The organism is Actinocatenispora rupis (assembly GCF_016861975.1).
GTDB lineage: Bacteria > Actinomycetota > Actinomycetes > Mycobacteriales > Micromonosporaceae > Actinocatenispora > Actinocatenispora rupis.
In genome coordinates, this window is record NZ_BOMB01000028.1 from 50,626 (window position 1) to 73,840 (window position 23,215).

21 protein-coding genes and 3 pseudogenes are annotated in these 23,215 nt (G+C 72.5%); 9 read left to right on the forward strand and 15 right to left on the reverse strand.

Features of this window, described 5'->3' with window-relative positions; genetic code table 11:
• Positions 1–38 precede the first annotated feature (38 nt).
• Positions 39–632, forward strand: coding sequence for a nitroreductase family protein (locus Aru02nite_RS24055; protein WP_203661482.1), 594 nt, complete (start codon positions 39–41; stop codon positions 630–632).
• A 141-nt stretch (positions 633–773) separates the two neighbouring features.
• The gene (locus Aru02nite_RS24060) at positions 774–1,151 is read left to right on the forward strand and encodes a PPOX class F420-dependent oxidoreductase (protein ID WP_203661484.1); all 378 of its coding nucleotides are present in this window, start codon (positions 774–776) and stop codon (positions 1,149–1,151) included.
• 202 nt (positions 1,152–1,353) lie between these two features.
• Here the strand turns inward: Aru02nite_RS24060 and Aru02nite_RS24065 are convergent, their stop codons facing one another.
• Positions 1,354–1,563 carry a BldC family transcriptional regulator gene (locus tag Aru02nite_RS24065; protein WP_203661486.1) on the reverse strand — a complete coding sequence of 70 codons (210 nt, stop codon included), beginning with the start codon at positions 1,561–1,563 and terminating at the stop codon, positions 1,354–1,356.
• 166 nt (positions 1,564–1,729) lie between these two features.
• A complete protein-coding gene (locus Aru02nite_RS24070) occupies positions 1,730–2,611 on the reverse strand; it encodes a DUF8083 family protein (RefSeq protein WP_203661488.1) in 882 nt (293 codons plus the stop codon).
• A 192-nt stretch (positions 2,612–2,803) separates the two neighbouring features.
• Between Aru02nite_RS24070 and Aru02nite_RS24075 the strand changes: the two genes are divergently transcribed.
• The gene (locus Aru02nite_RS24075) at positions 2,804–3,880 is read left to right on the forward strand and encodes a Glu/Leu/Phe/Val family dehydrogenase (RefSeq protein ID WP_203661490.1); all 1,077 of its coding nucleotides are present in this window, start codon (positions 2,804–2,806) and stop codon (positions 3,878–3,880) included.
• Between the two features lie 197 nt (positions 3,881–4,077).
• On the forward strand, positions 4,078–4,281 hold the full coding sequence (locus Aru02nite_RS37300) for a DUF3073 domain-containing protein (RefSeq protein WP_203661492.1): 204 nt from the start codon (positions 4,078–4,080) through the stop codon (positions 4,279–4,281).
• A gap of 327 nt (positions 4,282–4,608) precedes the next feature.
• On the opposite strand, the gene Aru02nite_RS24085 is transcribed toward Aru02nite_RS37300, so the two are convergent.
• Complete coding sequence (locus Aru02nite_RS24085) at positions 4,609–5,553, reverse strand: ferritin-like domain-containing protein (protein WP_203661494.1); 945 nt, start codon at positions 5,551–5,553, stop codon at positions 4,609–4,611.
• Between the two features lie 273 nt (positions 5,554–5,826).
• Between Aru02nite_RS24085 and tgmA the strand changes: the two genes are divergently transcribed.
• Positions 5,827–6,087, forward strand: coding sequence for a putative ATP-grasp-modified RiPP (tgmA, locus tag Aru02nite_RS24090; protein ID WP_203661496.1), 261 nt, complete (start codon positions 5,827–5,829; stop codon positions 6,085–6,087).
• The gene (gene tgmB, locus Aru02nite_RS24095; protein ID WP_203661498.1) at positions 6,084–7,019 is read left to right on the forward strand and encodes an ATP-grasp ribosomal peptide maturase; all 936 of its coding nucleotides are present in this window, start codon (positions 6,084–6,086) and stop codon (positions 7,017–7,019) included. Before tgmA ends, tgmB begins: the two co-directional genes overlap by 4 nt.
• A 196-nt stretch (positions 7,020–7,215) precedes the next feature.
• Here the strand turns inward: tgmB and purM are convergent, their stop codons facing one another.
• The 3 genes from purM to Aru02nite_RS24110 form a co-directional block, all read right to left on the reverse strand.
• Positions 7,216–8,304 (reverse strand): phosphoribosylformylglycinamidine cyclo-ligase, encoded by a 1,089-nt coding sequence (gene purM, locus Aru02nite_RS24100; protein WP_203661662.1) that lies wholly within the window; start codon positions 8,302–8,304, stop codon positions 7,216–7,218.
• Between the two features lie 151 nt (positions 8,305–8,455).
• Positions 8,456–10,060, reverse strand: coding sequence for an amidophosphoribosyltransferase (purF, locus tag Aru02nite_RS24105; protein ID WP_203661500.1), 1,605 nt, complete (start codon positions 10,058–10,060; stop codon positions 8,456–8,458).
• Positions 10,061–10,201: 141 nt separating this feature from the next.
• Positions 10,202–10,576: a sterol carrier family protein gene (locus Aru02nite_RS24110; protein ID WP_203661502.1), complete on the reverse strand. Its 375-nt coding sequence runs from the start codon at positions 10,574–10,576 to the stop codon at positions 10,202–10,204.
• Between the two features lie 141 nt (positions 10,577–10,717).
• On the opposite strand from Aru02nite_RS24110, the gene Aru02nite_RS24115 reads away from it, so the two are divergent.
• A complete protein-coding gene (locus tag Aru02nite_RS24115; protein WP_203661504.1) occupies positions 10,718–12,433 on the forward strand; it encodes a carboxypeptidase-like regulatory domain-containing protein in 1,716 nt (571 codons plus the stop codon).
• Positions 12,434–12,479: 46 nt separating this feature from the next.
• On the opposite strand, the gene Aru02nite_RS24120 is transcribed toward Aru02nite_RS24115, so the two are convergent.
• The 5 genes and pseudogenes from Aru02nite_RS24120 to Aru02nite_RS24140 form a co-directional block, all read right to left on the reverse strand.
• Positions 12,480–13,250 carry a 2-phosphosulfolactate phosphatase gene (locus Aru02nite_RS24120; protein ID WP_203661506.1) on the reverse strand — a complete coding sequence of 257 codons (771 nt, stop codon included), beginning with the start codon at positions 13,248–13,250 and terminating at the stop codon, positions 12,480–12,482.
• A 10-nt stretch (positions 13,251–13,260) separates the two neighbouring features.
• On the reverse strand, positions 13,261–15,594 hold the full coding sequence (purL, locus tag Aru02nite_RS24125) for a phosphoribosylformylglycinamidine synthase subunit PurL (protein WP_203661508.1): 2,334 nt from the start codon (positions 15,592–15,594) through the stop codon (positions 13,261–13,263).
• 7 nt (positions 15,595–15,601) lie between these two features.
• Positions 15,602–16,309 carry a phosphoribosylformylglycinamidine synthase subunit PurQ gene (gene purQ / locus Aru02nite_RS24130; protein ID WP_203661510.1) on the reverse strand — a complete coding sequence of 236 codons (708 nt, stop codon included), beginning with the start codon at positions 16,307–16,309 and terminating at the stop codon, positions 15,602–15,604.
• A gap of 128 nt (positions 16,310–16,437) precedes the next feature.
• Positions 16,438–16,698: pseudogene (gene purS / locus Aru02nite_RS24135) on the reverse strand (phosphoribosylformylglycinamidine synthase subunit PurS); the annotation flags it as partial.
• A 154-nt stretch (positions 16,699–16,852) separates the two neighbouring features.
• The gene (locus Aru02nite_RS24140) at positions 16,853–17,674 is read right to left on the reverse strand and encodes a CPBP family intramembrane glutamic endopeptidase (protein ID WP_203661512.1); all 822 of its coding nucleotides are present in this window, start codon (positions 17,672–17,674) and stop codon (positions 16,853–16,855) included.
• Between the two features lie 227 nt (positions 17,675–17,901).
• Between Aru02nite_RS24140 and Aru02nite_RS24145 the strand changes: the two genes are divergently transcribed.
• Together Aru02nite_RS24145 and Aru02nite_RS24150 are read left to right on the forward strand one after the other, a co-directional pair.
• Positions 17,902–19,113 carry a sensor histidine kinase gene (locus Aru02nite_RS24145; protein ID WP_203661514.1) on the forward strand — a complete coding sequence of 404 codons (1,212 nt, stop codon included), beginning with the start codon at positions 17,902–17,904 and terminating at the stop codon, positions 19,111–19,113.
• The gene (locus Aru02nite_RS24150) at positions 19,110–19,760 is read left to right on the forward strand and encodes a response regulator transcription factor (RefSeq protein WP_203661516.1); all 651 of its coding nucleotides are present in this window, start codon (positions 19,110–19,112) and stop codon (positions 19,758–19,760) included. The genes Aru02nite_RS24145 and Aru02nite_RS24150 overlap by 4 nt, the downstream gene beginning before the upstream one ends.
• Positions 19,761–19,764: 4 nt before the next feature.
• Here the strand turns inward: Aru02nite_RS24150 and Aru02nite_RS24155 are convergent, their stop codons facing one another.
• The 4 genes and pseudogenes from Aru02nite_RS24155 to Aru02nite_RS24165 form a co-directional block, all read right to left on the reverse strand.
• On the reverse strand, positions 19,765–20,643 hold the full coding sequence (locus Aru02nite_RS24155) for a phosphoribosylaminoimidazolesuccinocarboxamide synthase (protein WP_239076911.1): 879 nt from the start codon (positions 20,641–20,643) through the stop codon (positions 19,765–19,767).
• Between the two features lie 34 nt (positions 20,644–20,677).
• Positions 20,678–20,881: pseudogene (locus tag Aru02nite_RS37625) on the reverse strand (adenylosuccinate lyase); the annotation flags it as partial.
• A 150-nt stretch (positions 20,882–21,031) separates the two neighbouring features.
• Positions 21,032–22,267: pseudogene (purB, locus tag Aru02nite_RS24160) on the reverse strand (adenylosuccinate lyase); the annotation flags it as partial.
• A 42-nt stretch (positions 22,268–22,309) separates the two neighbouring features.
• A complete protein-coding gene (locus Aru02nite_RS24165) occupies positions 22,310–23,080 on the reverse strand; it encodes a gamma-glutamyl-gamma-aminobutyrate hydrolase family protein (protein ID WP_203661518.1) in 771 nt (256 codons plus the stop codon).
• Between the last annotated feature and the right edge of the window lie 135 nt (positions 23,081–23,215).

Here is a 23,215-nt window from a genome sequence, read left to right on the forward strand (position 1 = left end):
GGTACCGCGGGTACCGCGTGATGATCTAGCGTCGGCGCATGGAGTTCGCCGAAGTCCTCCGGCGCCGCCGCATGGTGCGCGCGTACGACCCCGACCGTCCGGTACCGGCGGAGGTGCGGGACCGGATCCTGCGACACGCCCTCCGCGCCCCGTCGGCCGGTTTCTCCCAGGGCTGGGCGTTTCTCGTACTGGAGAGTCCGGTGGACCGGGCGCGGTTCTGGGCGGCGACCGCGCCGACCACGACGACGTCCTGGCTGGACCGGATGTCGACCGCGCCGCTGATCATCGTGCCGCTGTCGCACCGGGACGCCTACCTGGACCGGTACGCCGAGCCAGACAAGGGGTGGACGGACCGCGACGAGGCGCGGTGGCCGGTGCCGTACTGGCACATCGACACCGGGTTCGCGGCGCTGTTGATGCTGCTCACCGCGGTCGACGAGCGCCTCGGCGCGTGCTTCTTCGGCATCCCGCCCACACGTACGGACCGGTTCCGCGAGGAGTTCGGCGTGCCGGCGGCGTACACGCCGATCGGTGCGGTCACGGTGGGGTACCGGGCGGACGACGCGGTCTCGCCGTCGCTGGCCCGGGGCCACCGCCCGATGACCGACGTCGTCCACTTCGGACAGTGGTGACGTCGGCGGCGCACGCCGCTCGGCGCCGTTGCCGTCGAGGTCCCGCGCTGTCGACCGCACTGGCCGAGCCGTCCGCGCCGTTGCCGTTCACGTCCCGCGCCGTCGACCGCACGGGCGGGCCGGAGGCTCTACCGTTCCCGCATGACATCCCTCGGTGAACTGGCCCGCGGCCAGTACGTACTGGTCACGACGTACCGCCGGGACGGGCGGGCGGTGCCGACACCCGTGTGGTGCGCGCCGGACGGTGACGGGCTGGTGATCTGGACGCCGGCCGACGCCGGCAAGGTGAAGCGGCTGCGCAACGACCCGCGCGCCGACCTCGCCCCCTGCACCCTCCGCGGTACGCCGACCGGCCCGGCCGTCGCCGCCCGTGCCGAGATCATGGACGCGGCGGGCTCCGACCGGGCGCGCACGCTGATCGCCCGGGAGTACGGGATGGTGGGGCGGCTGACGATGCTGGGCAGCCGGTTGCGCCGCGGGACCAGGGGTACGGTCGGCATCCGCTTCACGGCCGCCTGACGCGCGTACGGGCACAGCAAAGGGACGTGCCCCAGGGTGGAGGGCACGTCCCCGCAACTTGTCTCCCCCGGACCGCAACTCCGGTACGCGTTCCCCGCCAGGTCCGCGTCACCCGTGGTCCGGACATACCGCACCGAGGCGGGACGCCGTCGGCGCCACGCTCCCGGGAGTCATGAGGTCCGCGCCGAACGCGGACGCATCATCACTCGCCCTGACGCTGCTGCGGAATCTGGCCCTGAAGCAGGGCGCGTACCTCAGACTCGCGGTAGCGACGGTGGCCACCGAGCGTCCGGATGGCGCTCAGCTTGCCGGCCTTCGCCCACCGGGTGACGGTCTTCGGGTCGACCCGGAACATCGAGGCGACCTCGGCCGGGGTGAGCAGCGGCTCGGATTCGTGCGTACGCGATGCCATCGGTTACTCCTCCATGGTTACTCACAGCCATCGACCGGGGTCCCGCCGGCCGATGCACTTCCCATGGTCCGTCCTGTCCACGATGTCCGACATGGGCCGAACGGATGAACTCGGCTCACCGACAGGACGATGTAAGTCTGATTTATCCGGGTTTACTGGCGTGCGGCTAATTGCGTCGCTCGCGCAACTGTACTTTCCGCCACCGTTCGAGCAGGCCCGAGTACAACTCACCGGCTGCCTGCGCATCATCGCGCGCGAGTGCTGCGAGCGTATCGGCGACCACCTGCGGAGAGTCATCGTCGAGCAGCTCCCGGTCGCCCAGCAGGTACACCAGGCCGCCGTAGTCCAGCTCGACCACGGACCGTGGATGGAACTCCTCCAGCCACCGCGCGTCCGTCTCCATGGAGACCGTGATCGGCGCCGTCGCACCCATCACCCGCTTCAGTACGGCCAGCGCCCGGTGCGCCCGCCTGCGCGCCCGCGCCATCGACGTCCGGTACCGCAGGTGCCGCTCACCGGCGGACAGCGCGACCCGGCGCTCGTCGTACTCGACGAAGGCGAACCAGCGGGCCGGCACCGACCAGCCGGACACCAGCTCGTGCAGCAACTGGTCGTGCCCGAGCGCGGAGCCGCTCGCGTGCCGGCCCGGGCGTACCTGGTCGCCGAGCGGGTCGGCCGCGGTGCGCCAGTCGGACACCACGCGCTCCGCCGTCGCCGTCAACGCCGGCGGGACGAACGCGTCCGCGATCGCCTCCGGTACGCCCTCGCGCGCGGACAGCGCCGCCTGCGCCACCTGTACCCGCAGGTCCCAGGGGCAGACGAGGGTCATGTCGCCGTCGGCCAGCGCGTACGCCTCGTCGGGCAGTTCGGGCAGCCGCGTCCAGCCGGCACCCAACGCCTCCAGTACGGTCCGGCGCTGGCGGAACGGGCCGACCGCCTGTGGCACCGCGCGGCCGGCAGTGAGGTAGCGGCGCCAGTGCTGTTGACGGGCGCGCTCGAACGCGACGAGCGGTTCGTACACCCGGAGGTACGAGGCGAAGGGCGGCACGCGGCGATCGTCCCACGCCGCGCCGGACCCGGTCCCGGCCGGTGCCCGCGTGGCGGCTTCCGCGGGCTGAGAAGATCGACACCCGATGCCCCTTCACGGGCGGGCATGCGCACTACGCTCGGGCTTACCGGCAGACCAGCCGGCGGAGTGCCGCCGCCCCACAAGGGCGGGGCCACAACCTCAGGAGCGACCATGGGCGTATTCACCGCCGACACCGGACACGAACAGGTGGTCTTCTGCCAGGACAAGCAGTCCGGGCTGAAGGCGATCGTCGCGATCTACTCGACCGCGCTCGGTCCGTCCCTCGGCGGCACCCGCTTCTACCCGTACGCCACGGAGGCCGACGCGATCCACGACGCGCTCGACCTGTCCCGCGGCATGGCGTACAAGAACGCGCTGGCCGGGCTGGACCTCGGCGGCGGCAAGGCGGTGATCTGGGGCGACCCGGCCGTCGACAAGGGTGAGGCCCTGCTCCGGGCGTACGGGCGGTTCGTCGAGTCGCTCGGCGGCCGCTACATCACCGCCTGCGACGTCGGCACGTACGTGGCGGACATGGACGTCATCGCCAAGGAGACGACGCACGTGGTCGGCCGGTCGGTCGAACACGGCGGCGCCGGCGACTCCTCCATCCTCACCGCGTACGGCGTGTTCCAAGGCATGCGCGCCGCGGCCGAGCACATGTGGGGCGAGCCGACGCTGCGCGGCAGGCGCGTCGGCGTGGCGGGCATCGGCAAGGTCGGCCGGCACCTCATCGAGCACCTCACCGCGGACGGCGCGCACGTCGTCGTGACGGACGTCAACGACGCCGCGCTGACCTGGGTCCGCGCCACGTACCCGCAGGTCGACCTCGTGGGCGACACGCCGGCCCTGGTCGCCAGCGACATCGACGTGTACGCGCCGTGCGCGCTGGGCGGCGCCCTCGACGACGCCACCGTCGACGTACTCCGGGCCAAGATCGTCTGTGGTGCGGCGAACAACCAGCTCGCCCACCCGGGTGTGGAGAAGCTGCTCGCCGACCGCGGCGTGCTGTACGCGCCGGACTACGTGGTGAACTCCGGCGGCGTGATCCAGGTGGCCGACGAGATCGACGGCTTCAGCTTCGACCGGGCCAAGTCGCGCGCCAGCCGGATCTACGACACGACGAAGCAGATCCTCGCGCTGTCCGACACCGAGGGCGTACCGCCGGCGGTGGCGGCGGACCGGCTCGCCGAGCGGCGGATGGCCGAGTGCGGCCGGCTGCGCAGCATCCTGGTGCCGGGCCGCCGGTAGCTCCCGGTAACGCTCCGCACCCGTTACGGCCCCGGCCCGTGCCGGGGCCGCTGTGTGCTCGGCCACGGCCGCCGCACGATGGGTGGGCCGAGGTGCCGAATCCTCCAGCGGCGCTGTACCGTATTACTCACGAGAGATGCCTAAGTCACCGGGGTCGCCTCCGGCACCCCGTCATTACCGTGTGAGGGGGTCGAGCCATGGGGCGCGGCCGAGCTAAGGCCAAGCAGACAAAGGTGGCCCGGGAGCTTAAGTACCACACCCCTAATACCGACCTCGACGCGCTTCAGCGCGAACTCGGGGGCGGTCGTTCCGACGGGGACAATCTCGACGGTATGGACCAGTACGGCGACTACGACTCGTACGAGGAAGAGTCCGGGCAGCGCGCCGCCAACGGCCGCTGACCTCTGACCTTCCGTCCAACCGGCGTCCACGGCCCGGCGGCCTCGCACCGTAACGGACCGGATCGCCGACCCTGGTCGAACTCCACATCCGCGGCCAGCCCTCCGGGGTTGGCCGCGGGTCTGGTGTCGGCCGGGGCTTTGGTGGGTCGGCGTACCGGTCCGATGGTCGAGGCCCGCTTCCGTCGATCGACACCCCGGCACCGTCGCCGGTGGCGTCGTTCGGCGTACGCGGGGGTCGGACGCGAGATGACACAGCGAGGCCGCCCGGTCGACCCGGGCGGCCTCGTCGTGGTGTCTGTCGGGGGTGTGCCGTGGTCCGTCGCCGGATCAGGCGGTAGCGGTCGACTCACCCGAGCCGGCCGGCTTCGGTACCTCGACCGGGCGGGTCAGCGCGCCGGCGACCGTACGGGCCCGCGGGGCGGCGGCGGCACGCAGGCCGGTCAGCCGGTGCACCAGCGCCCGACGACGCTCGGCGACACCCGGGCCCACGCCGTACTTCGCGACGGCCTTGCGTACCAGGTTGAGGCCGGCGAGACCGGGCATCTCGTCCATCTTGCGGTCGATGCGCTCGATGTGCTTGTTGCCCTCCGGGCCGCCCATCAGGTAGTTCAGCACGAAGGCGGTCTCGCGCTTGGGCTGGATGGTCGAGCCGACCGGGCCCCAGAACGCCTTCATCGCGAAGCGGGTCAGCCCCCGCGCCTTCGCCGACCGCTCCAGCCGGTCCTTCGCCTGCGACGCGTAGAACGCCAGGTGGCGGGTCTCCTGCTTCTGCACCCGCTTCAGCAGCTTGGTCAGCTCCGGGTGGTCCTCGCGCTGCATCATCCGCGCGTACGCCGCGTGGGCGGACCACTCGTTGATCGCGCCCCAGGACATGTGTACGGCGACGAAGTCCTCGCCGATGATGTTCGCCGCGAGCGCCTGGTTGATCGGGGCGAGCCGGTCCGCGACGCCCTGCGCGAGCCGTACCTCACGGATGTGCGCGTAGTCGGCGAGCACGCCGTGCACGCGCAGCACCTCGTCGAGCGCCTCCCCGTGCCAGAACTCCTCGTACGCCCAGTGCGTGAGGAACGCCGTCACCTCGGGGTCCTTGTGCGACGGCGTGACGAGAAGATCGCGCAGGTAACAGATCGTATGACTCTCGACGTCCGACATGTACCTGAGCGTGCGCAGCGCGGCCGGCGTGAGCGGTCGCTCGCGGAACGCGTCGTAGTCGACGTCGTCGAACTTCACCCGCACGGAGTTGTTCTTGAAACTGCTGATGTCGAAGGCCACGTAGGTATTCGTATCCTGTGCCGCTCCGGATCGCTAGCCGCGCGGCATGCCTATTTCCGTCGATCCAGCCCAAAGTTCCACGTGAGTTCCGACAATCTCTGACCGGCCGCCCGGCTGGCCACCAGACGGCGGCCCTAGGTTTACTCCCGGCCCGCGGCCGAGGGACACTAGCGGACGAATCGCTCGCGGCAGCGGGCGAGGAGGACACACCCGCACGTGCGGAGGCAGTACCGCGGTAGTCGAGTCGATGATCGAACAGAGCAGGGGGTCCGCATGGACAGCACGGCAGTCGCCGAGCCGGAGAAGTACACCGCACACCGGGACGCGCCGTTCGGGCTGCGTTTCGCCCAGCGGCCCACCTCATCGATCGACCTCGATCTCGACCTCGTCTCGTACGACGAGGAGGCGCAGCTGGCCGTCGCGCGCGACGGGGACCGCTGGGTGCCGCTGATCGACCACCGGATGAGCGTCACGCTCCAGACCAGCGGCGAGACCCCGCGCGAGGACGAGATCTACGACAAGTCCTCCACGTGACCGTACTGGTGCTCACCGGGCGGCTCGACCCGACCGCCGACCTGGTGGTGACCGAGCTGCACCGGCGGCGCGTCCCGGTGTTCCGGTGCGACCCGGCCGACTTCCCCGGGCGGGTCGACGTGGCCGCCGAGTTCCGCGGGGCCGGCTGGACCGGCTGGCTGCGCACCCCGCACCACACCGTCGACCTCGGCGCCGTCCGCTCCGCGTACTTCCGGCGGCCGGGGCCGATCGCGGTGGACACCGGGCCGGCGCCCGAGTGGGCCACCGCCGAGGCGCGCGGCGGGTTCGGCGGACTGCTCCAGGCCGTGCCGTACTGGCTGAACCATCCGGGGCGGATGACGCACGCCGAGTACAAGCCGGTGCAGTTGGCGGCGGCGGCGCGCGCCGGGCTCGACACCCCGCGCACGCTCGTCACCAGCGATCCGGACGCGGCGCGCCGGTTCGTCGCCGAGCTGCCGCGGGTCGTGTACAAGGCGTTCAGCTCGACCGTACGGTCGGACGACGGGCGCCGCTTCATCTACACCAGCCTCGTCACGCCGGCCGACATCGACGACGGCGTACGGCACACCGCACACCTGTTCCAGGAGTGGATCGACAAGGAGTACGAGATCCGGCTGACCGTCGTCGGCGACCGCTTCTTCGCCGCCCGCCTCACCGGCCGCTCGCACGCCGCCCGGATCGACTGGCGCGCCGACTACGACGCCATCGAGTACGCCGTGGCCGACGTCCCCGCCGACGTACGCCGCGCCGTCACCGCCCTGCTCGCCGGCCTCGACCTACGCTTCGCCGCCATGGACTTCGCCGTACGCCCCGACGGCCGGTGGGTCTTCCTCGACCTCAACCCCAACGGCCAGTGGGGCTGGATCGAACACGAGACCGGCCTCCCCATCAAGGCCGCCATCACCGACGCCCTCACCACCCCACCCAGGTAAGGCTCTCGATCCGGGTTGGATTGAATCAGCCTGGCCTGATCCGGCCTGGCCTGAACGGTGATGTGTGGGGACGTGAGCGAGGCGAGCCGGAGTTGTTCGCTCGCAAGCCGAGCACGGGCGCCGTGTGCGTCAGCACACAAGCCCGGGATCGGCGCCGCGAGCGGGCAACTCCGGCCGCCGCAGCGCCCCGACCCACCTAGCCGCGGGTGTGGGAGCCGAGCATCTGTACGTGGCCGTTGCCTTCGACGATCTCGCCGAGTACCCAGGCGTCGACCTCACGGGCGGCGAGCAGGGAGATGGCGCGGTCCACGTCGGCGGGGCCGACGATGGCGACCATGCCGACGCCCTGGTTGAAGGTCCGCTCCATCTCGTCGGAGTCGATGCGGCCCTTGGTGGCGACCAGGTCGAAGATGGGCTGCGGCCGCCAGGAGGAACGGTCGACGATCGCGTCCAGGTCCTCGGGCAGCGAACGGACCAGGTTGCCGGGGATGCCGCCGCCGGTGATGTGCGCGAACGCGTGTACGTCGCACTCCTGGATCAGCTCCATGCAGTCCTGCGCGTAGATCTTCGTCGGGACGAGCAGTTCCTCGCCGAGGGTGCGCTGCGAGCCGAGGTCCTCGACGACCGTGTCGAGCTTCATCCGGCCGGCGCCGAGGAGTACGTGCCGGACCAGTGAGTATCCGTTGGAGTGCAGGCCGGACGAGCCGAGCGCGATGAGCGTGTCGCCGAGCTGGACGCGCTCGGCGCCGAGCACCTGGTCGGCCTCGACGACGCCGATGCCGGTGCCGGAGATGTCGTACTCGTCGGGTCGCAGCATGCCCGGGTGCTCGGCGACCTCGCCGCCGACCAGCGAACATCCCGCGTACCGGCAGCCGTCGGCGATGCCGGCGACGATCTCGACGATGCGCTCCGGTACGACCTCGCCGCAGGCCACGTAGTCCTGCAGGAACAGGGGCTCGGCGCCGCACACGACCAGGTCGTCGACGACCATCGCGACGAGGTCGACGCCGACCGTGTCGTGGATGCCCATCTGCTGGGCGATGACCAGCTTGGTACCGACACCGTCGGTGGACGACGCCAGCAGCGGCTTCTTGTACTTCTCGGTGTCCAGGGCGAACAGCCCGGCGAACCCGCCGATGCCGCCGACCACCTCGGGTCGGAACGTCTTGTGCACCTTGCTCTTCATCAGCTCGACAGCCTGCTCACCGGCCTCGATGTTGACGCCAGCCTCGGCGTAACTGGCGCCGCGCTTGCGCGGTCGACCCGCCGCGCCGGACCACGGCACCGTCCCGGCACGGGCCGGCGTACTCCCCGGCGACGTGGCGGTCGCTGGCGTACCACCGGGCTCGGTGCTGGCGTGATCGGTCACCTGGGTCACCGGTTCTCCCCTCGGGTAGGCCGATGGGTCGGCCTACGAACTTCACGGACTGCGCGCGTCACCGGCGCTCGCGGGTCGGCTCGGCGCCCGCGGTCTCGGCCAGGGCGGGGTCGCCGTCCTGGTCGTGCCCCGCGGCCGCGCCCCCGTGCCGGCCCGGGTTGGACGGTTCGCCGGCCTCGGCCCTGGCGACGGGCGCCGCGGACTGGTCCGCGCGACGGCCGATGCCTTCCAGGACGTGCTTGCCGACCAGGGTGTCCGCGGGCAGCTCCACCGGGTACACCCCGTCGAAGCAGGCGCGGCAGAGCCGGTTGCGGGGCTGCTCGGTCGCGGCGATCAGGTTGTCGAGCGACACGTACCCCAGGGTGTCGGCGCCGACGGAGCGGCGGATGCCCTCCGTGTCGAGGCCGTTGGCGAGCAGCTCGGCGCGGGTCGCGAAGTCGATGCCGTAGAAGCAGGGCCACTTGACCGGCGGCGACGCGATCCGTACGTGCACCTCCAGGGCGCCCGCCTCGCGCAGCATCCGGACGATGGCGCGCTGCGTGTTGCCGCGCACGATCGAGTCGTCGACGACCACGACGCGCTTGCCGCGGATCTGCTCGCGCAGCGGGTTCAGTTTCAGCCGGATGCCGAGCTGCCGGATCGTCTGCGACGGCTGGATGAACGTGCGCCCCACGTACGCGTTCTTGACCAGACCCATCCCGTACGGCGTGCCGGACTCGTCGGCGTAGCCGATCGCCGCCGGCGTGCCCGACTCCGGGCTGGGGATCACCAGATCCGCCTCCACCGGGTACTCCTGGGCGAGCCGCCGGCCGATCTCCACGCGCGCCGCGTACACGTTGCGGCCGGCGATCGTGGTGTCCGGCCGCGCCAGGTACACGTACTCGAAGAGGCAGCCCTTGGGCTCGGGGGCGGCGAACCGCTCGGAGCGCAGGCCGTTCTCGTCGATGGCGAGCAGCTCGCCGGGCTCGACCTCGCGTACGACCGACGCGCCGACGATGTCCAGCGCGGCGGTCTCGCTGGCGACCACCCAGCCGCGCTCCAACCGGCCGAGTACCAACGGGTGGAGGCCCTGCGGGTCACGTGCCGCGTAGAGCGTGTCCTCGTCGCAGAAGACGAAGCTGAACGCGCCGCGCACGGTCGGCAGCAGCTCCAACGCCGCGGCCTCGACGGACATGTCGGGGCGGCTGGCCAGCAGCGTGGTGACCAGGGCGGTGTCGTTGGTGGCGCCGGAGTCGAGGCCGAGCTTCTCGACCTGCCGGGCCAGCTCCAGCGTGTTGACCAGGTTGCCGTTGTGCGCGAGCGCGATGGTCGTGCCGGCACTGGTGGACCGCAGCGTGGGCTGCGCGTTCTCCCAGCCGGGACCGCCGGTCGTGGAGTAGCGGCAGTGGCCGACGGCGATGTGCCCGTACAGGCTCGCCAGCGACGCCTCGTCGAAGACCTGGGACACCAGGCCGAGATCCTTGTAGACCACGACACCGGAGCCGTCGCTCACCGCAATACCGGCGGCCTCCTGGCCACGGTGCTGCAGGGCGTACAGCCCGAAGTAGGTGAGTTTGGCTACTTCCTCGCCCGGTGCCCAGACCCCGAAGACGCCACACGCGTCCTGTGGGCCGGGACTGTCCGGGTCGAGATTGTGGGTCAGCAGCCCGTCGCCTCGGGGCACTGCCGCTCCTCGCAAGCCGGGGGAAAGCCGTCGCGGGCAAGTGTACGCGAGGCGACTCCGATGACATAGAGGCGTCAATTGGTCGCCGATTGTCATCGTTGCAGCACGTTGTGCACCGTCCGGGCCGTCCAGTCGGAGATTTCAGGGCCGTACGAGCGGAAGGTACGCGGTGAGGTCGGCGCGGACGCCACTGGCCCGGATCGATCCGGCGTCCACCGCGTCGGCCCAGGCCAGCCGGCCCGTGGCGAGCCGCAGCCAGGTCAGCGGGTCGGTCTCCACCACGTTCGGCGGGGTGCCGCGGGTGTGCCGCGGGCCCTCGACGCACTGGACCGCACCGTACGGCGGAACCCGGACCTCCACGGAACGACCCGGTACGCGCTCCGCCAGCAGGCCCAGGAGTACCCGGGTGGCGTCGCGGAGTTGGGCGGGGCCCGGCGCGCGGCCGGCGTCCAGTTCGGCCACGGCGGCCGCGACCGCCGCCGGATCCGGCGCGCGGGAAGGGGTACGGGGAGGCACGGCAGGACGATACCGTCAGCGGTACCGCCTCCCCGGAGGAGACATCCGCAACGTTGGTGACCGCCGGGTCGCCAACTCACAGGCGGACAGGGCACACTTTCGCGCGGTTGGATGTAGGTCACAGCACCGGAGGCGGTGGAGATGGCAACGCCAGCGGGAACACGCCGGCGCCGCGGTCCGCGACAGCTCGCGGCACTGGTCGGTCTGGCCGTCGGCCTCGCCGCGGCGGGCACCCTCGCCGCGCCCGCGTACGCGGATCCGCCGCCGACGCTGACCGTGACCGCGTCCCCCGACAACCTGGACCTGAAGGTCGGCGGCGACGCACGTACCGTGAGCATCAACATCACGACCACCTCGCCCGCCGCCAACGTCAACGCGGTCGTCTCGGTACCGCTGGCCGAGCAGGGCGTGACCATCAAGGGCTCGCAGGGCGCCGACTGCGTCGCGGGCGCGAACAACACCCTCAACTGTCCCGTCGGTACGCTCGCCCCCGGCGCGGCGAAGGCGATCTACGTCACGGTCCTGCCGCCGCAGCAGAGCGACCTGTCGCCCGGCGACAGCAAGAACGGCCAGGGCCAGGTACAGGTGACCGCGGACGGCGCCCAGCCGGCGGCCGCCGCGTTCGGGGCGACGCTCACGAACGACGCGCCGCAGTCCGTCGGCGCGGTCTCCGGGCAGGTCACGTCCGAGAAGGACGGCCAGCCGGTACCGGGTGCCACGGTGACGATCAGCGACAGTTCGGGGAACAGTCGGCAGGTCACGACCAACGGCAACGGCGAGTTCTCCTGGTCGCCCAGCCAGGAGCAGACCCTGGCGGCCGGCGAGATCACCGTGACGGTGAAGGCCGGCGGGTTCCGGCAGGCGAAGAAGACGCAGCAGGGAGAGCTGGGGCAGCCGCTGGCGTTCGGCGAGGTGAAGCTGCCGCCGGTGGCGAAGGCGAAGCCGACCCCGACGAAGGCCGCCCCGTCCCCGACCGAGTCCGCCACGCCGACGAAGGACTCCAGCGGCCTCAGCACCATCGTCTGGGTACTGATCGTGCTCGGTGCGCTGCTCGTGATCGGCGGCATCGTCGCGATCGTGCTGCTGCTCCGCAAGAAGGACGACGGCGACGACGAGGACGGCACCACCCCGCCGTACGGTGGGCCGCCGCCGTCCGGGTACCCGGGGCGCGGGGCGGCCGACACCGCGGTCATCAGCGCGATCCCGGGCATGGGCGGCGACACCCCGACCGTGGTGCACGACGGCCCGCTGGTGCGCGACGACGGCCGGCCGTACGGCGACCAGACCCAGGTGTACGGGCAGCCCAACGCGGAGACCCAGGTGTACGGGCAGCAGAGCGCCGAGACGCAGGTGTACGGCGGGGAGACGCAGGCGTACGGCGGCGGGCGGCCGGGCGCGGACGACGCGACACGGACGTGGCAGGGCGGGCCGGCGGCGCCGACGTCGGGCGGCCAGCCGGCGACGAACCAGCCGTGGGGGCAGCCGGACACCAACCGCGGCGCGTACGAGGGCACCATGTACGGGCGGAACTCGCCGACCAGCGGCGCCGCGCCCACGTCGGGCCAGCCCACCAGCGGCGCGGCGCCCACTTCCGGCCCCGGGTACCTGACGCCGGGCGGGACGTACGGCGGGTCGCCGTACCCGTCGGGCGCGCCCGGCTCCGGCTACGGCCAGTACGGCGGGCAGCAGCAGCCGCAGGGTCAGCAGCAGGGCCAGCGGCCGGCGCTCAACGAGCCGACGCGTACCTGGCAGCAGCCGCCTCCGCCGCAACAGCAGCAGCCGCCCGCGCGGCCGGCGCCGCCGAGCGGCGACGAGACCCGGCTGGACAAGAACGACGGGCTCGACTGGCTCGACTGAGCCCTCGCCGGCGCCCGGCCACGGTCGGGCGCCTACCGCCGGGGCGTCAGGGGAGGACGAGGTGGCGGCCGCCGGCGAACGCGCCGGAGCGCAGCACCGGGACCTCGGTACTGACGTTGCGTTCGACGGCCAGTTCGACGTCGAGGCCGAAGCCGCGGTCGATCAGCTCCCGGCCCGACGAGCTGCCGCGCACCGCCGCCGGCACGTCCGGTACGCCGCTGAGTACGGAGACGGCGGTGGCGGCCTCGACGGACAGTACGCCGGCGGTGAGGCCGTCGAGGATCTCCGCCGCGCCGAGCAGGTCCTCCACGCACGGGCGCAGCGCGCCGTCCGGCCAGCGTTCCCCGGCGGCCACGACGCCGATCGGCACCTCGGGCGTGCCGTACCCGTCGGAGCGGAGGAGGTCGGCGACGGCGCGGGCGTTGCGCAGGCAGCCGGCCACCACGGGGATGCCGCTGGCCTGGGCGGCGGCGCAGATGGTCGCGCCGTTCGGCGACGGCAGCACCAGATCCGGTACGACGGGGGCGCGGCGCAGCGCGGCCGGTGACAGCGACCACGGGCGGTCCGGCGTCGTGGCGGACCGCCCGGCGGCGACGACCGCGCCGAGCCGTTGCGCGTACTGCTCGGCCTGGTCGTTCCACGGGAACGGGTGGACGCGGATGCCGCGCTCGACCGCGATCGTCACGGACGTCGTGAACGACAGCACGTCGACCACGACGAGCACCGCGCACACCCGGCTCAACTCGGCCGCGCCGGCCAGCCCCCACTCGAAGCGAACACCCGCACCGGGTTGGGAGAACACCGACTCGGCTGCCATGGGGACAAGGCTATTCGGCGGGGCGCCCGGCGGTACCGAATAACGTGGGCAGGGTGGCCGACCAGGCGGCGCGCAGCTCGTCCAGCGGGATCGCGAACTGGCCGGCGACCTCCAGCGCGTGGCTGTCCGGGTCGACGACGCCGACCGCGGTCCACGGCACGCCGTGCTCGCCGCACAGCGCGGTGAACGCGGCCCGCAGGCCCGTCGGTACCGAGACCAGGACACGCCCGGCGGACTCGGAGAACAGGAACACGAACGGGTTCGTACCGTCCGCGAACTCCGCCGGGAGCACGATCCGGGCGCCCACGTCGTGCCGCAGGCACGCCTCGGCGAGGGTGCTCGCGAGACCGCCGTCGGACACGTCGTGCGCGGACCCGACCAGCCCGGCCCGACCCGCCGCCTGCAGCAGCTCCGCCACCCGCTTCTCGTGCGCCAGATCCACCACCGGCGGTACGCCGCCGAGGTGGCCGTGCACGGTCGCCGCCCACTCCGACCCGGACAGCTCGGTCCGCGTCTCGCCGAGCAGGATCAGCGTGCTGCCGTGCTCGTCGCCGGCGGTCAACCCCATCGGAATCCGTTGCCGCACATCGGAAAGCAGCCCGAGTACGCCGACGACGGGGGTCGGGTTGATCGCCGTGGTGCCGGTCTGGTTGTAGAAGCTGACGTTGCCGCCGGTGACCGGGATGCCCAGCTCGCGGCAGCCATCGGCGAGACCGCGGACGGCCTCGGCGAACTGCCACATCACCTGCGGGTCCTCGGGGCTGCCGAAGTTCAGGCAGTCGGTCACCGCGATCGGCTCCGCCCCGGTCACCGCCACGTTCCGGTACGCCTCGGCCAGCGCCAACCGCGCCCCCGTGTACGGGTCGAGTCGGGCGTACCGGCCGTTGCCGTCGGTGGCGAGCGCGATGCCGAGGTTGGTCTCCTCGGACAGCCGCAGTACGCCGGCGTCCTCGGGCTGGGCGAGCACCGTGTTGCCCAACACGTACCGGTCGTACTGCTCGGTCACCCAGGTCTTGTCGGCCAGGTTGGGCGCGCCGAGCATGCGCAGCACGGTGGCGCGCAGTTCGTCCGGAGTGGACGGTCGGGGCAGCGTCTCCGCGACGTCCGCGTTCAGCAGTACGCGGTCGCTCGGCTCGCGCAGCGGGCGCGCGTACACCGGGCCGTCGTCGGCGAGGCTGGCCGGCGGCGCGTCCACCACGGTCTCGCCGTGCCAGCGGATCGTCAGCCGGCCGCCGTCCGCGCCCGCCTCGGTGACCTCGCCGAGCGCGGTGGCGAGCACGCCCCACTTGGCGCAGACCCGGAGTACCTCGTCGAGTTTCGCCGGCTCGACCACCAGCAGCATCCGCTCCTGCGACTCGGACGCCAGCACCTCGTGCGGGTCCATCGACGCCTCGCGCAGCGCCACCCGGTCGAGGTCGATCAGCATGCCGGTGCCGGCCGCGGCGGCCGTCTCGGACAGCGCGCAGGTCAGGCCGGCGCCGCCGAGGTCCTGGATGCCGGCGACGAGACCCGCGTCGTACAGCTCCAGGCAGGACTCGATGAGCAGCTTCTCCATGAACGGGTCGCCGACCTGCACGCTCGGCCGCCGCTGCTGGCTCGTCTCGTCGAACGTGGCGGACGCGAGCACCGACACGCCGCCGATGCCGTCCCGCCCGGTCTTCGCGCCGACCAGTACGACGACGTGGCCGATGCCCTCGGCTTCCTTGCGCTGCAACCGATCCACCGGCAGTACGCCGACGGACAGCGCGTTCACCAGCGGGTTGCCCTGGTAACACGGGTCGAAGACCAGCTCGCCGCCGATGTTCGGCAGGCCGAGGCAGTTGCCGTACGTCGAGATGCCGGCGACGACGCCGGGCAGTACGCGGGCAGTGTCGGGGTGGTCGGCCGCGCCGAAGCGGATCTGGTCCATCACCGCGATCGGGCGGGCGCCCATGGCGAGGATGTCGCGGACGATGCCGCCGACGCCGGTCGCCGCGCCCTGGTGCGGCTCGACGTAGCTCGGGTGGTTGTGGCTCTCCACCTTGAACGTCACGGCCAGATCGTCGGAAACCCTTACCACGCCGGCGTTCTCACCGATGCCGGCGAGCATCCGGTCGCTCGGCGGCGCCTTCTCCCCGAACTGTCGCAAGTGGACCTTGCTGCTCTTGTACGAGCAGTGCTCGGACCACATGATCGAGTACATCGCCAGCTCGGAGCGGGTCGGGCGGCGGCCGAGGATCTGCCGGATCCGCTGGTACTCGTCGTCCTGCAAGCCCAGCTCGCGGTACGGCTGCTCCTCGTCCGGCGTCTTCGCCGCACGGTCCACCGTGTCCAGCGGGGCGGGCACGTCTGCGTTGTCGCTCATCGTTCTCCTACCGCCCGTCCGGGGCGCCGGCGGTCGCGGCCGCCGGTGCGCCGAGGTGCGCCAGCACCGACGTGAACATGCCCAGGCCGTCGACGGACGGGCCGGTCAGCGCCTCGATCGCGTGCTCCGGGTGCGGCATCAGGCCGACCACGTTGCCGGCCGCGTTACGGACGCCGGCGATGTCGCGCTGCGAACCGTTCGGATTGCCGCCCACGTACCGGAAGACGACGCGGCCCTCGGCCTCCAGCTCGTCCAGGGTGCGCGGATCGGCCACGTAGCAGCCTTCGCCGTTCTTGACCGGGATCAGGATCTCCTGGCCCTGCGCGTACCCGTTCGTCCAGGCGGTGCCGGTGTGCTCCACCCGCAACACCTGGTCCCGGTTACGGAAGTGCAGGTGCTGGTTGCGGGTCAGCGCGCCGGGCAGCAGGTGCGCCTCGCACAGGATCTGGAACCCGTTGCAGATGCCCAGGACCGGCAGCCCGGCGCGGGCAGCGTCCACAATGGACCCCATCGCGGCGGAGAACCGGGCGATGGCGCCGCACCGCAGGTAGTCGCCGTACGAGAAGCCGCCGGGCAGCACGACCGCGTCGACCCCGTGCAGGTCCGCGTCGTCGTGCCAGAGCGCGACCGGTTCGGCGCCCGCCAGCCGTACGGCCCGGAGCGCGTCCCGGTCGTCGAGCGAGCCGGGGAACGTGACCACGCCGATCCGGGTCACTGGCCGGGCTCACCTTCGGGCTGCGCCGGCACCAGCGGGGTGTCGGCCGGCAGCGCCGCCGGGGTCTGCACCGACACGTTCGGCTCGACGGGGTCGCAGCCGGCGACCGCGTCCACCGGGCCGGACGCGGCGCGCGCGCCGGCCGGTGCCGGGGTGTCCTCGACCCGGATCGAGAAGTCCTCGATCACCGGGTTGGCGAGCAGCTTGTCGGCGATCTCCCGGGCCCGGTCCAGGTCCGGTTCGCCGGTGAACTCGATCTCGACGCGCTTGCCGATCCGGACCGAGGCGACGTCCGAGACGCCGAGCCGGGGCAGCGCACCCGCGACGGCCTGGCCGGCGGGGTCGAGGATCTCGGGTTTGAGCATGACGTCGACGACGACGCGGGCCACGCGACGCTCCTGTCGATAGTTGCCGGTCACGAGCGCCGCCAGCGTACCGCGCCGGCCGGCCACGCTCCGCAGCGGCCGAACCGCAAACCGGTCGATACAGCGCAGCGATGCCTTTACCACCAAGGGTTTGCGGGCAAGGCCACGGGCCGGGGCACTACCGGTTCGTGGACAAGGCGGGCACCGGCGCACCCCGGTACCGCCGGGAGAGCAGGATCCACGCGCACACGGCGACCTGCGGTACCTGCATGACGGGCATCACGATCAGGTCGTCCAGCCCGCCCGCCGCGGTCAGCAGCCCGCTCGCCAGGAACGACAGGACCATGTTGTTGCCGGCGTGCGCGAGGCTCGTCGTCCAGATCGAGCCGGACCGCAGGCGCAGCCACGTCAACATCACCTCCTGGCACAGGAAGCCGGTCGTCCACAGCAGCAGACCGAGCACGACGTTCGAGTACGTGACGTAGCCGAGGAACGCGAGCGGGAAGTGCCACACCGCCCAGACCAGTCCGGTCACCAGGGTGGCCGCGGCGGGCCGGCCGGGCAGGATCCGCAGCCGCAGGTAACTCGTCCAGCCGAACTCCTCGCCCCAGTACAGGGGGGTGAGCACGACGACGAGCAGCAGCAGGCCGCCGACCAGTGCCGGACCGGGGACGCCGGGCACGATCCGGCTCAACGCGGCCGGATCCGGCCGGTACAGGCCGAGCGCGACCGCGGTCAGCACGCCCGCGGCGAGCAGCCCGAGCGGACCGAACCAGGCGATCAGGTAGTACCGCCAGGCGGCGCGGAACCGGGGCCGCAGCCCCGCGTCGCCGAACCCCTCCCGAGTCACCCACCGCCGCACCACGACCGCAGCCAGCGCCGGCACGAACGCGAACGACAGCTGGGGCAGCGGGTTCGCCAGCGACAGCCCGAACACCCGCGACACCACCACCTCCATCCCCCACGTGACCCCGAACGCCAACACCAGAAAGGCGACCACGCCCCGCTTCCGCACCGGATTCCCTTTCGCCGTACGGTTTCTGCGACTCGCACACGGTGCCCCGACCGGTACCGCCGGCGCATCGCCCCGCGGTGCGGACCGTGCGCTGGCACCGCGGCGCGACGCGTACCGGCACCGGGCGGCGGGCGGCTGGCGCGCCGGTACCAGGGCGGGAATGGCTCCACGGTGGGAGGTGCGGCCGCCGGGCGCGCTGTCAGACTTCCGGCATGTTCCGCAGACTCGCGTCACCGCAGGGTTGGATCCACGCCGCGATCGGCGCCGCCGTCTGGTGGCCGGCCGGCGGTTTCGGCCTGGTCGCCGCCTGCTTCGTCGGCCGCACCGCGGTCCGGCCCGCCACGTTCGTCGTGGCGACCGTGCTCGTCCTCGCCGCCGTCGGCTTCTCCGGTACGACCCGGCGCATCTCCGTCGCGCTGGCCAACGCGCTGCTCGGTACGGACCTGCCGGCGGCGACGAAACGCGGCGGGTGGTCCGCGCGGGCCCGGAGCAGCGGATGGTTGCTGGTGCACGCGGTCGGCGGCGGCATCCTCGCCACGATCGCCGTGTACGCGACGATCGCCGGGGTGTTGATCCCGCTGCTCTGGATCAGCGGCGGCGGCCACGACGTCTTCGACTACTTCGGGCTGCACATCTCGGTGCAGGGCGGTATCGCCGGGATCTGGACCGTACCGGTGGGGCTGGCGCACGTGGCGCTCGTGCTCGCCGCCGGCGCCGGGTACGTGACGCTGCTGCGGCGGCGCGCCCCGGCGCTGCTCGGACCCGGTGCCGCCGAACGGATGGCGGCGGTGGCCGAGCACGCCGACCGGCTCGCGCACCGCAACCGGCTGGCGCGCGAGCTGCACGACTCGATCGGGCACACGCTGACCGCGTCGACCATCCAGGCCGCGGTGGCGAGCAACCTGATCGACAGCGACCCGGCCGCCGCGCGCCGCGCGATGGACGGCATCGAGGAGGCGTCGCGTACCGCGCTGGAGGACCTGGACCACGTCCTCGGCGTACTCCGGGACGGGGCCGCGCCGACGCGCGAGCCGCACCGCACGCTGGCGGACGTACCGGCGCTCGCGGCGCGGGTCCGGCACGCCGGTACGCCGGTCGACGTGACGATGACCGGCGAGACGGCGGCCGTACCGGCGACGGTGTCGCGCGAGGCGTACCGGATCGTGCAGGAGGGTGTGACGAACGCGATGCGGCACCCCGGCCCGGTCACCGTGCTCGTCGACGCCGGGCCGGACCGGCTGGAGATCACCGTGACCAACCCGCTGCCCGCCGAGGCCACCACCAGCGACCGGCCCGGCGGGCGCGGCCTCGCCGGCATCGCCGAACGCGTCCACGTACTCCGGGGCGAGGTCACCGCCGGCCCCGTCGACGACGGCCGGTACTGGCGGCTCGCCGCCTGGCTCCCGGTACGGTCGGCGCCATGATCCGGCTGCTGGTCGCGGACGACGACGAACTGACCCGCACCGGTCTGCGTACGTTGCTGTCCACCGAGCCGGACCTCACCGTGGTCGCCGAGGCCGCCGACGGAAACGAGGTCCTGCCGCTGGTCACCGAGCACCGCCCGGACATCGTCCTGATGGACGTACGGATGCCGGAACTGGACGGCATCGAGGCCACCCGCCTGCTGCGCGCCGAACTCGCCGACCCGCCGAAGGTGCTGGTCATCACCACGTTCGAGACCGACGACCACGTGTACGACGCGCTGCGCGCCGGCGCCGCCGGGTTCCTGCTCAAGCGCGCCCGGCTGGCCCAGATCGCCCACGCGGTACGGCTCGTCGCCGCCGGCGAGTCACTGCTGTTCCCCGACGCCGTACGCGCGCTCGTCGCCGCCCGGCCCGCCGTGCCGACCCGCGACCGGCACCCGGCTCTGACCGCCCGGGAGACCGAGATCCTGCGGCTGATGGCGACCGGGCTGTCCAACCGCGACATCGCCGCCGACCTCGTGATCAGCCTGGAGACGGTCAAGACGCACGTCGGCAACGTCTTCGCCAAGCTCGGCGCGGCCAACCGCACCCAGGCCGTGATCATCGCGTACGAAACCGGCGTGGTCACCCCGGGTGCGGCGCGCTGAGGAGTCAGGCGAAACGTTCGCCGGTGATGCGCTCGTACGCGGCGACGTAGCGCTCGCGGGTCGCGGCCACGATCTCCGGCGGCAGCTCCGGACCCGGCGCCTTCTTGTCCCAGCCGGACGACTCCAGCCAGTCCCGCAACGGCTGCTTGTCGTACGACGGCTGGGCGCGGCCCGGCTGCCACTCCTCCGCCGGCCAGAACCGGGACGAGTCCGGCGTCAACACCTCGTCGGCCAGTACCAGGGTGCCCGCCGCGTCGACACCCCACTCGACCTTCGTGTCGGCCAGGATGATGCCGCGCGGCCCGCACACCCGACGGCCCCGGTCCAGGATCTCGATGGTGAGTTTCCGCAGCTCGGCGGCCTGTTCCGGCCCCACCGCCGCCTCGACCTCGGCGTACGTCATCGGTGCGTCGTGGTCCGGCGGGGTGGCCTTCGTGGTCGGCGTGAAGATCGTGTCCGGCAGTTCGGACCCCTCGGTCAGGCCCGCCGGCAGCGGCACCCCGCACACCGCCCCGTCCACCCGGTACTGCTTCGTGCCCGAGCCCGACAGGTACGCTCGGGCGACGCACTCGACCGGCACCATCGCGAGCCGCCGCACCAGTACGCTCCGGCCGCGCAGCTCGTCCCGGCCCCGGAACACCCCCGGGTACTCGTCCACGTCCGCGCTCACCACGTGGTTCGGTACCAGGTCGGAAAGCTGGTCGAACCACCACAGCGACAGCGCCGTCAGCACCCGGCCCTTGTCCGGGATCGCCGTCGGCAGCACCACGTCGAACGCGCTCATCCGGTCGCTGGCCACCATGACCAGCAACCCGTCACCCGCGTCGTACAGCTCGCGCACCTTGCCGCTGTGCACCGGTGTCGGCAGCCCTGGGATCGTCACCCCCGCATCCTAGGACCGATGCCGTACGGGCTGGTCAGAGGATCGGCGGCGGCACGTACCCGGCGGCCTCGGGGTGCGCGTCGAGGATCGGCCGCACCCGGGCGAGCACCGCGTCGACCTGGTCGGTGGCCGCGCCCGTGAACGCGCCCGGGTCGGCGACCAGCGCGTCGATCTCGGCGCGGGTCAGGTTCAGCCGCGGGTCCGCGGCGAGCCGGTCGAACAGGTCGTTGCCGCCGGCCGACGCACGTCCCGCCGCGGAGGCCGCCGACGGAACAGCCGACGTACGTCCCCCCGCGGAGGCCGCCGACGGAACAGCCGACGTACGTCCCGCCGCGGAGGCCGCCGACGGAACAGCCGACGCACGTCCCCCCGCGGCCTCAGCGGACGGACCGGCCCCGCGCAGCGCCAGCGCGACCGCGACCGAGTGCTCCTTGATCGCCTCGTGCGCCTGCTCCCGGCCGACACCCCGCTGCACCGCGGCCACCAGGATCTTCGTCGTCGCCAGGAACGGCAGGTACCGGTCCAGCTCGCGCGCCACGACCGCCGGGTACGCGCCCAGCTCGTCCAGTACGGTCAGGAAGGTCTGGAACAGGCCGTCGGCGGCGAAGAACGCGTCCGGCAGGGCCAGCCGGCGCACCACCGAACAGGAGACGTCGCCCTCGTTCCACTGGTTGCCGGCCAGCTCACCGACCATCGACGCGTACCCGCGGAGGATCACCGCGAAGCCGTTGACGCGCTCGCACGAGCGGGTGTTCATCTTGTGCGGCATCGCCGACGAGCCGACCTGGCCCGCCTTGAAGCCCTCCGTGACCAGCTCCTGCCCGGCCATCAGCCGGATCGTGGTCGCCAGCGACGACGGGCCGGCCGCGGCCTGCACCAGCGCGGTCACCGCGTCGTAGTCCACCGAGCGCGGGTACACCTGGCCGACCGAGTCGAAGACGTGCGCGAAGCCCAGGTGCTCGGCCACCCGCCGCTCCAGCTCCGCCAGCTTCGCCGCGTCACCGCCCAGCAGGTCCAGCTGGTCCGCGCCGGTACCGACCGGGCCCTTCACCCCGCGCAGCGGGTACCGGTCGATCAGCTCGGTGACCCGCCGGTACCCGACGAGCAGTTCCTCGGCGGCGCCGGCGAACCGCTTGCCGAGCGTCGTCGCCTGCGCCGGCACGTTGTGCGACCGGCCGACCATGACCAGCCCCCGGTACTCCCCGGCCCGGCGGGCGAGCCGCGCCAGCGCGGCGACCATGCGGTCCCGGATCAGCGTCAGCGACTCGCGGACCTGGAGCTGTTCGACGTTCTCGGTCAGGTCACGGCTGGTCATGCCCTTGTGGACCTGCTCGAAGCCGGCCAGCGCGGAGAACTCCTCGATCCGCGCCTTCACGTCGTGCCGGGTGACCCGCTCGCGCGCGGCGATCGACTCCAGGTCGACCTGGTCCACGACCTTCTCGTACGCCTCGACGGCGCCGTCCGGCACCGCGACGCCGAGGTCCCGCTGCGCCCTGAGTACGGCGAGCCAGAGGCGCCGCTCCAGCACCACCTTGTACGCCGGGGACCAGAGCCGGACCAGCTCGGGCGAGGCGTACCGACCCGCCAGTACGTTCGGGACCTGGGGTTTCGCGGTTGCGGTCACCCCACCATTCTCCCCGTACGCGGGCGCCGGGGGTCGGCCGGGTCAGCTGGCCGCGAGTACCTCGGTGGCGGCGGCGAGCCGGCGTGCGAACCACCGGAACGGAGCCAGCCCAGCACTCTCCGTACCGGTGTGCATCTCCGGGTGCCACTGCACGCCGAGTACCGGCAGGTCGACTCCGACGATCGCCTCGACCAGGCCGTCGTCCGCGCGGGCCGCCACCCGCAGTCCCTCGCCGAGCCGGGCCACACCCTGATGGTGGTAGCTGTTCGTGGTGAGGGTGTCACCCGCCAGCTCGACCAGCTCCGGGTCGGTGACCGTCACCACGTGCTCCGCCGGTACCCACATGTCATCCGGATGCCGGCGGCCGTCGCGGAACTCGCTGGAGTGCACCAGCTCACCGGACCGCTCCGGCAGGTGCTGGTGCAGGGTGCCGCCGAGCGCCACGTTCAGCAGCTGCATGCCGCGGCAGATGCCGAGGATCGGCAGGCCGCGGTCGAGCGCCGCCCGTACCAGCCCGAACTCGAACGCGTCGCGCACCGGCTCCAACTTGGCGAGCGGATGCGCGGGCTCGTCGTACCGGGTGGGGTCGATGTCGGCGCCGCCGGTCAGCAGCAGCCCGTCGACCAGGTCGAGGTAGTCGTGGTACAGCGTGCCGGGGTGCGACGGGATCGGCACGGGGAGCATGCCGCTGTCCCGTACCCAGCCGAGGTACGTGCCCGGTGTCACGTCGAGCTGGCGCGGCCCGAAGCCGAGCTCGCGGGCCTTCCCCGCGTCGACGATGTACCCCGTGACGCCCACGACCGGCCGTGCCACGTCGACTCTCCCTTCCCCGAGAACCAGGTCCCTGTTGGTGGAACGCTAGACAAGGGACCGAAGATACCGTGGTCGCCGCGATCGGCGACCCACACTCTGGGAAGAGATCATCACTACGTGGGGTGCCGTCACGCT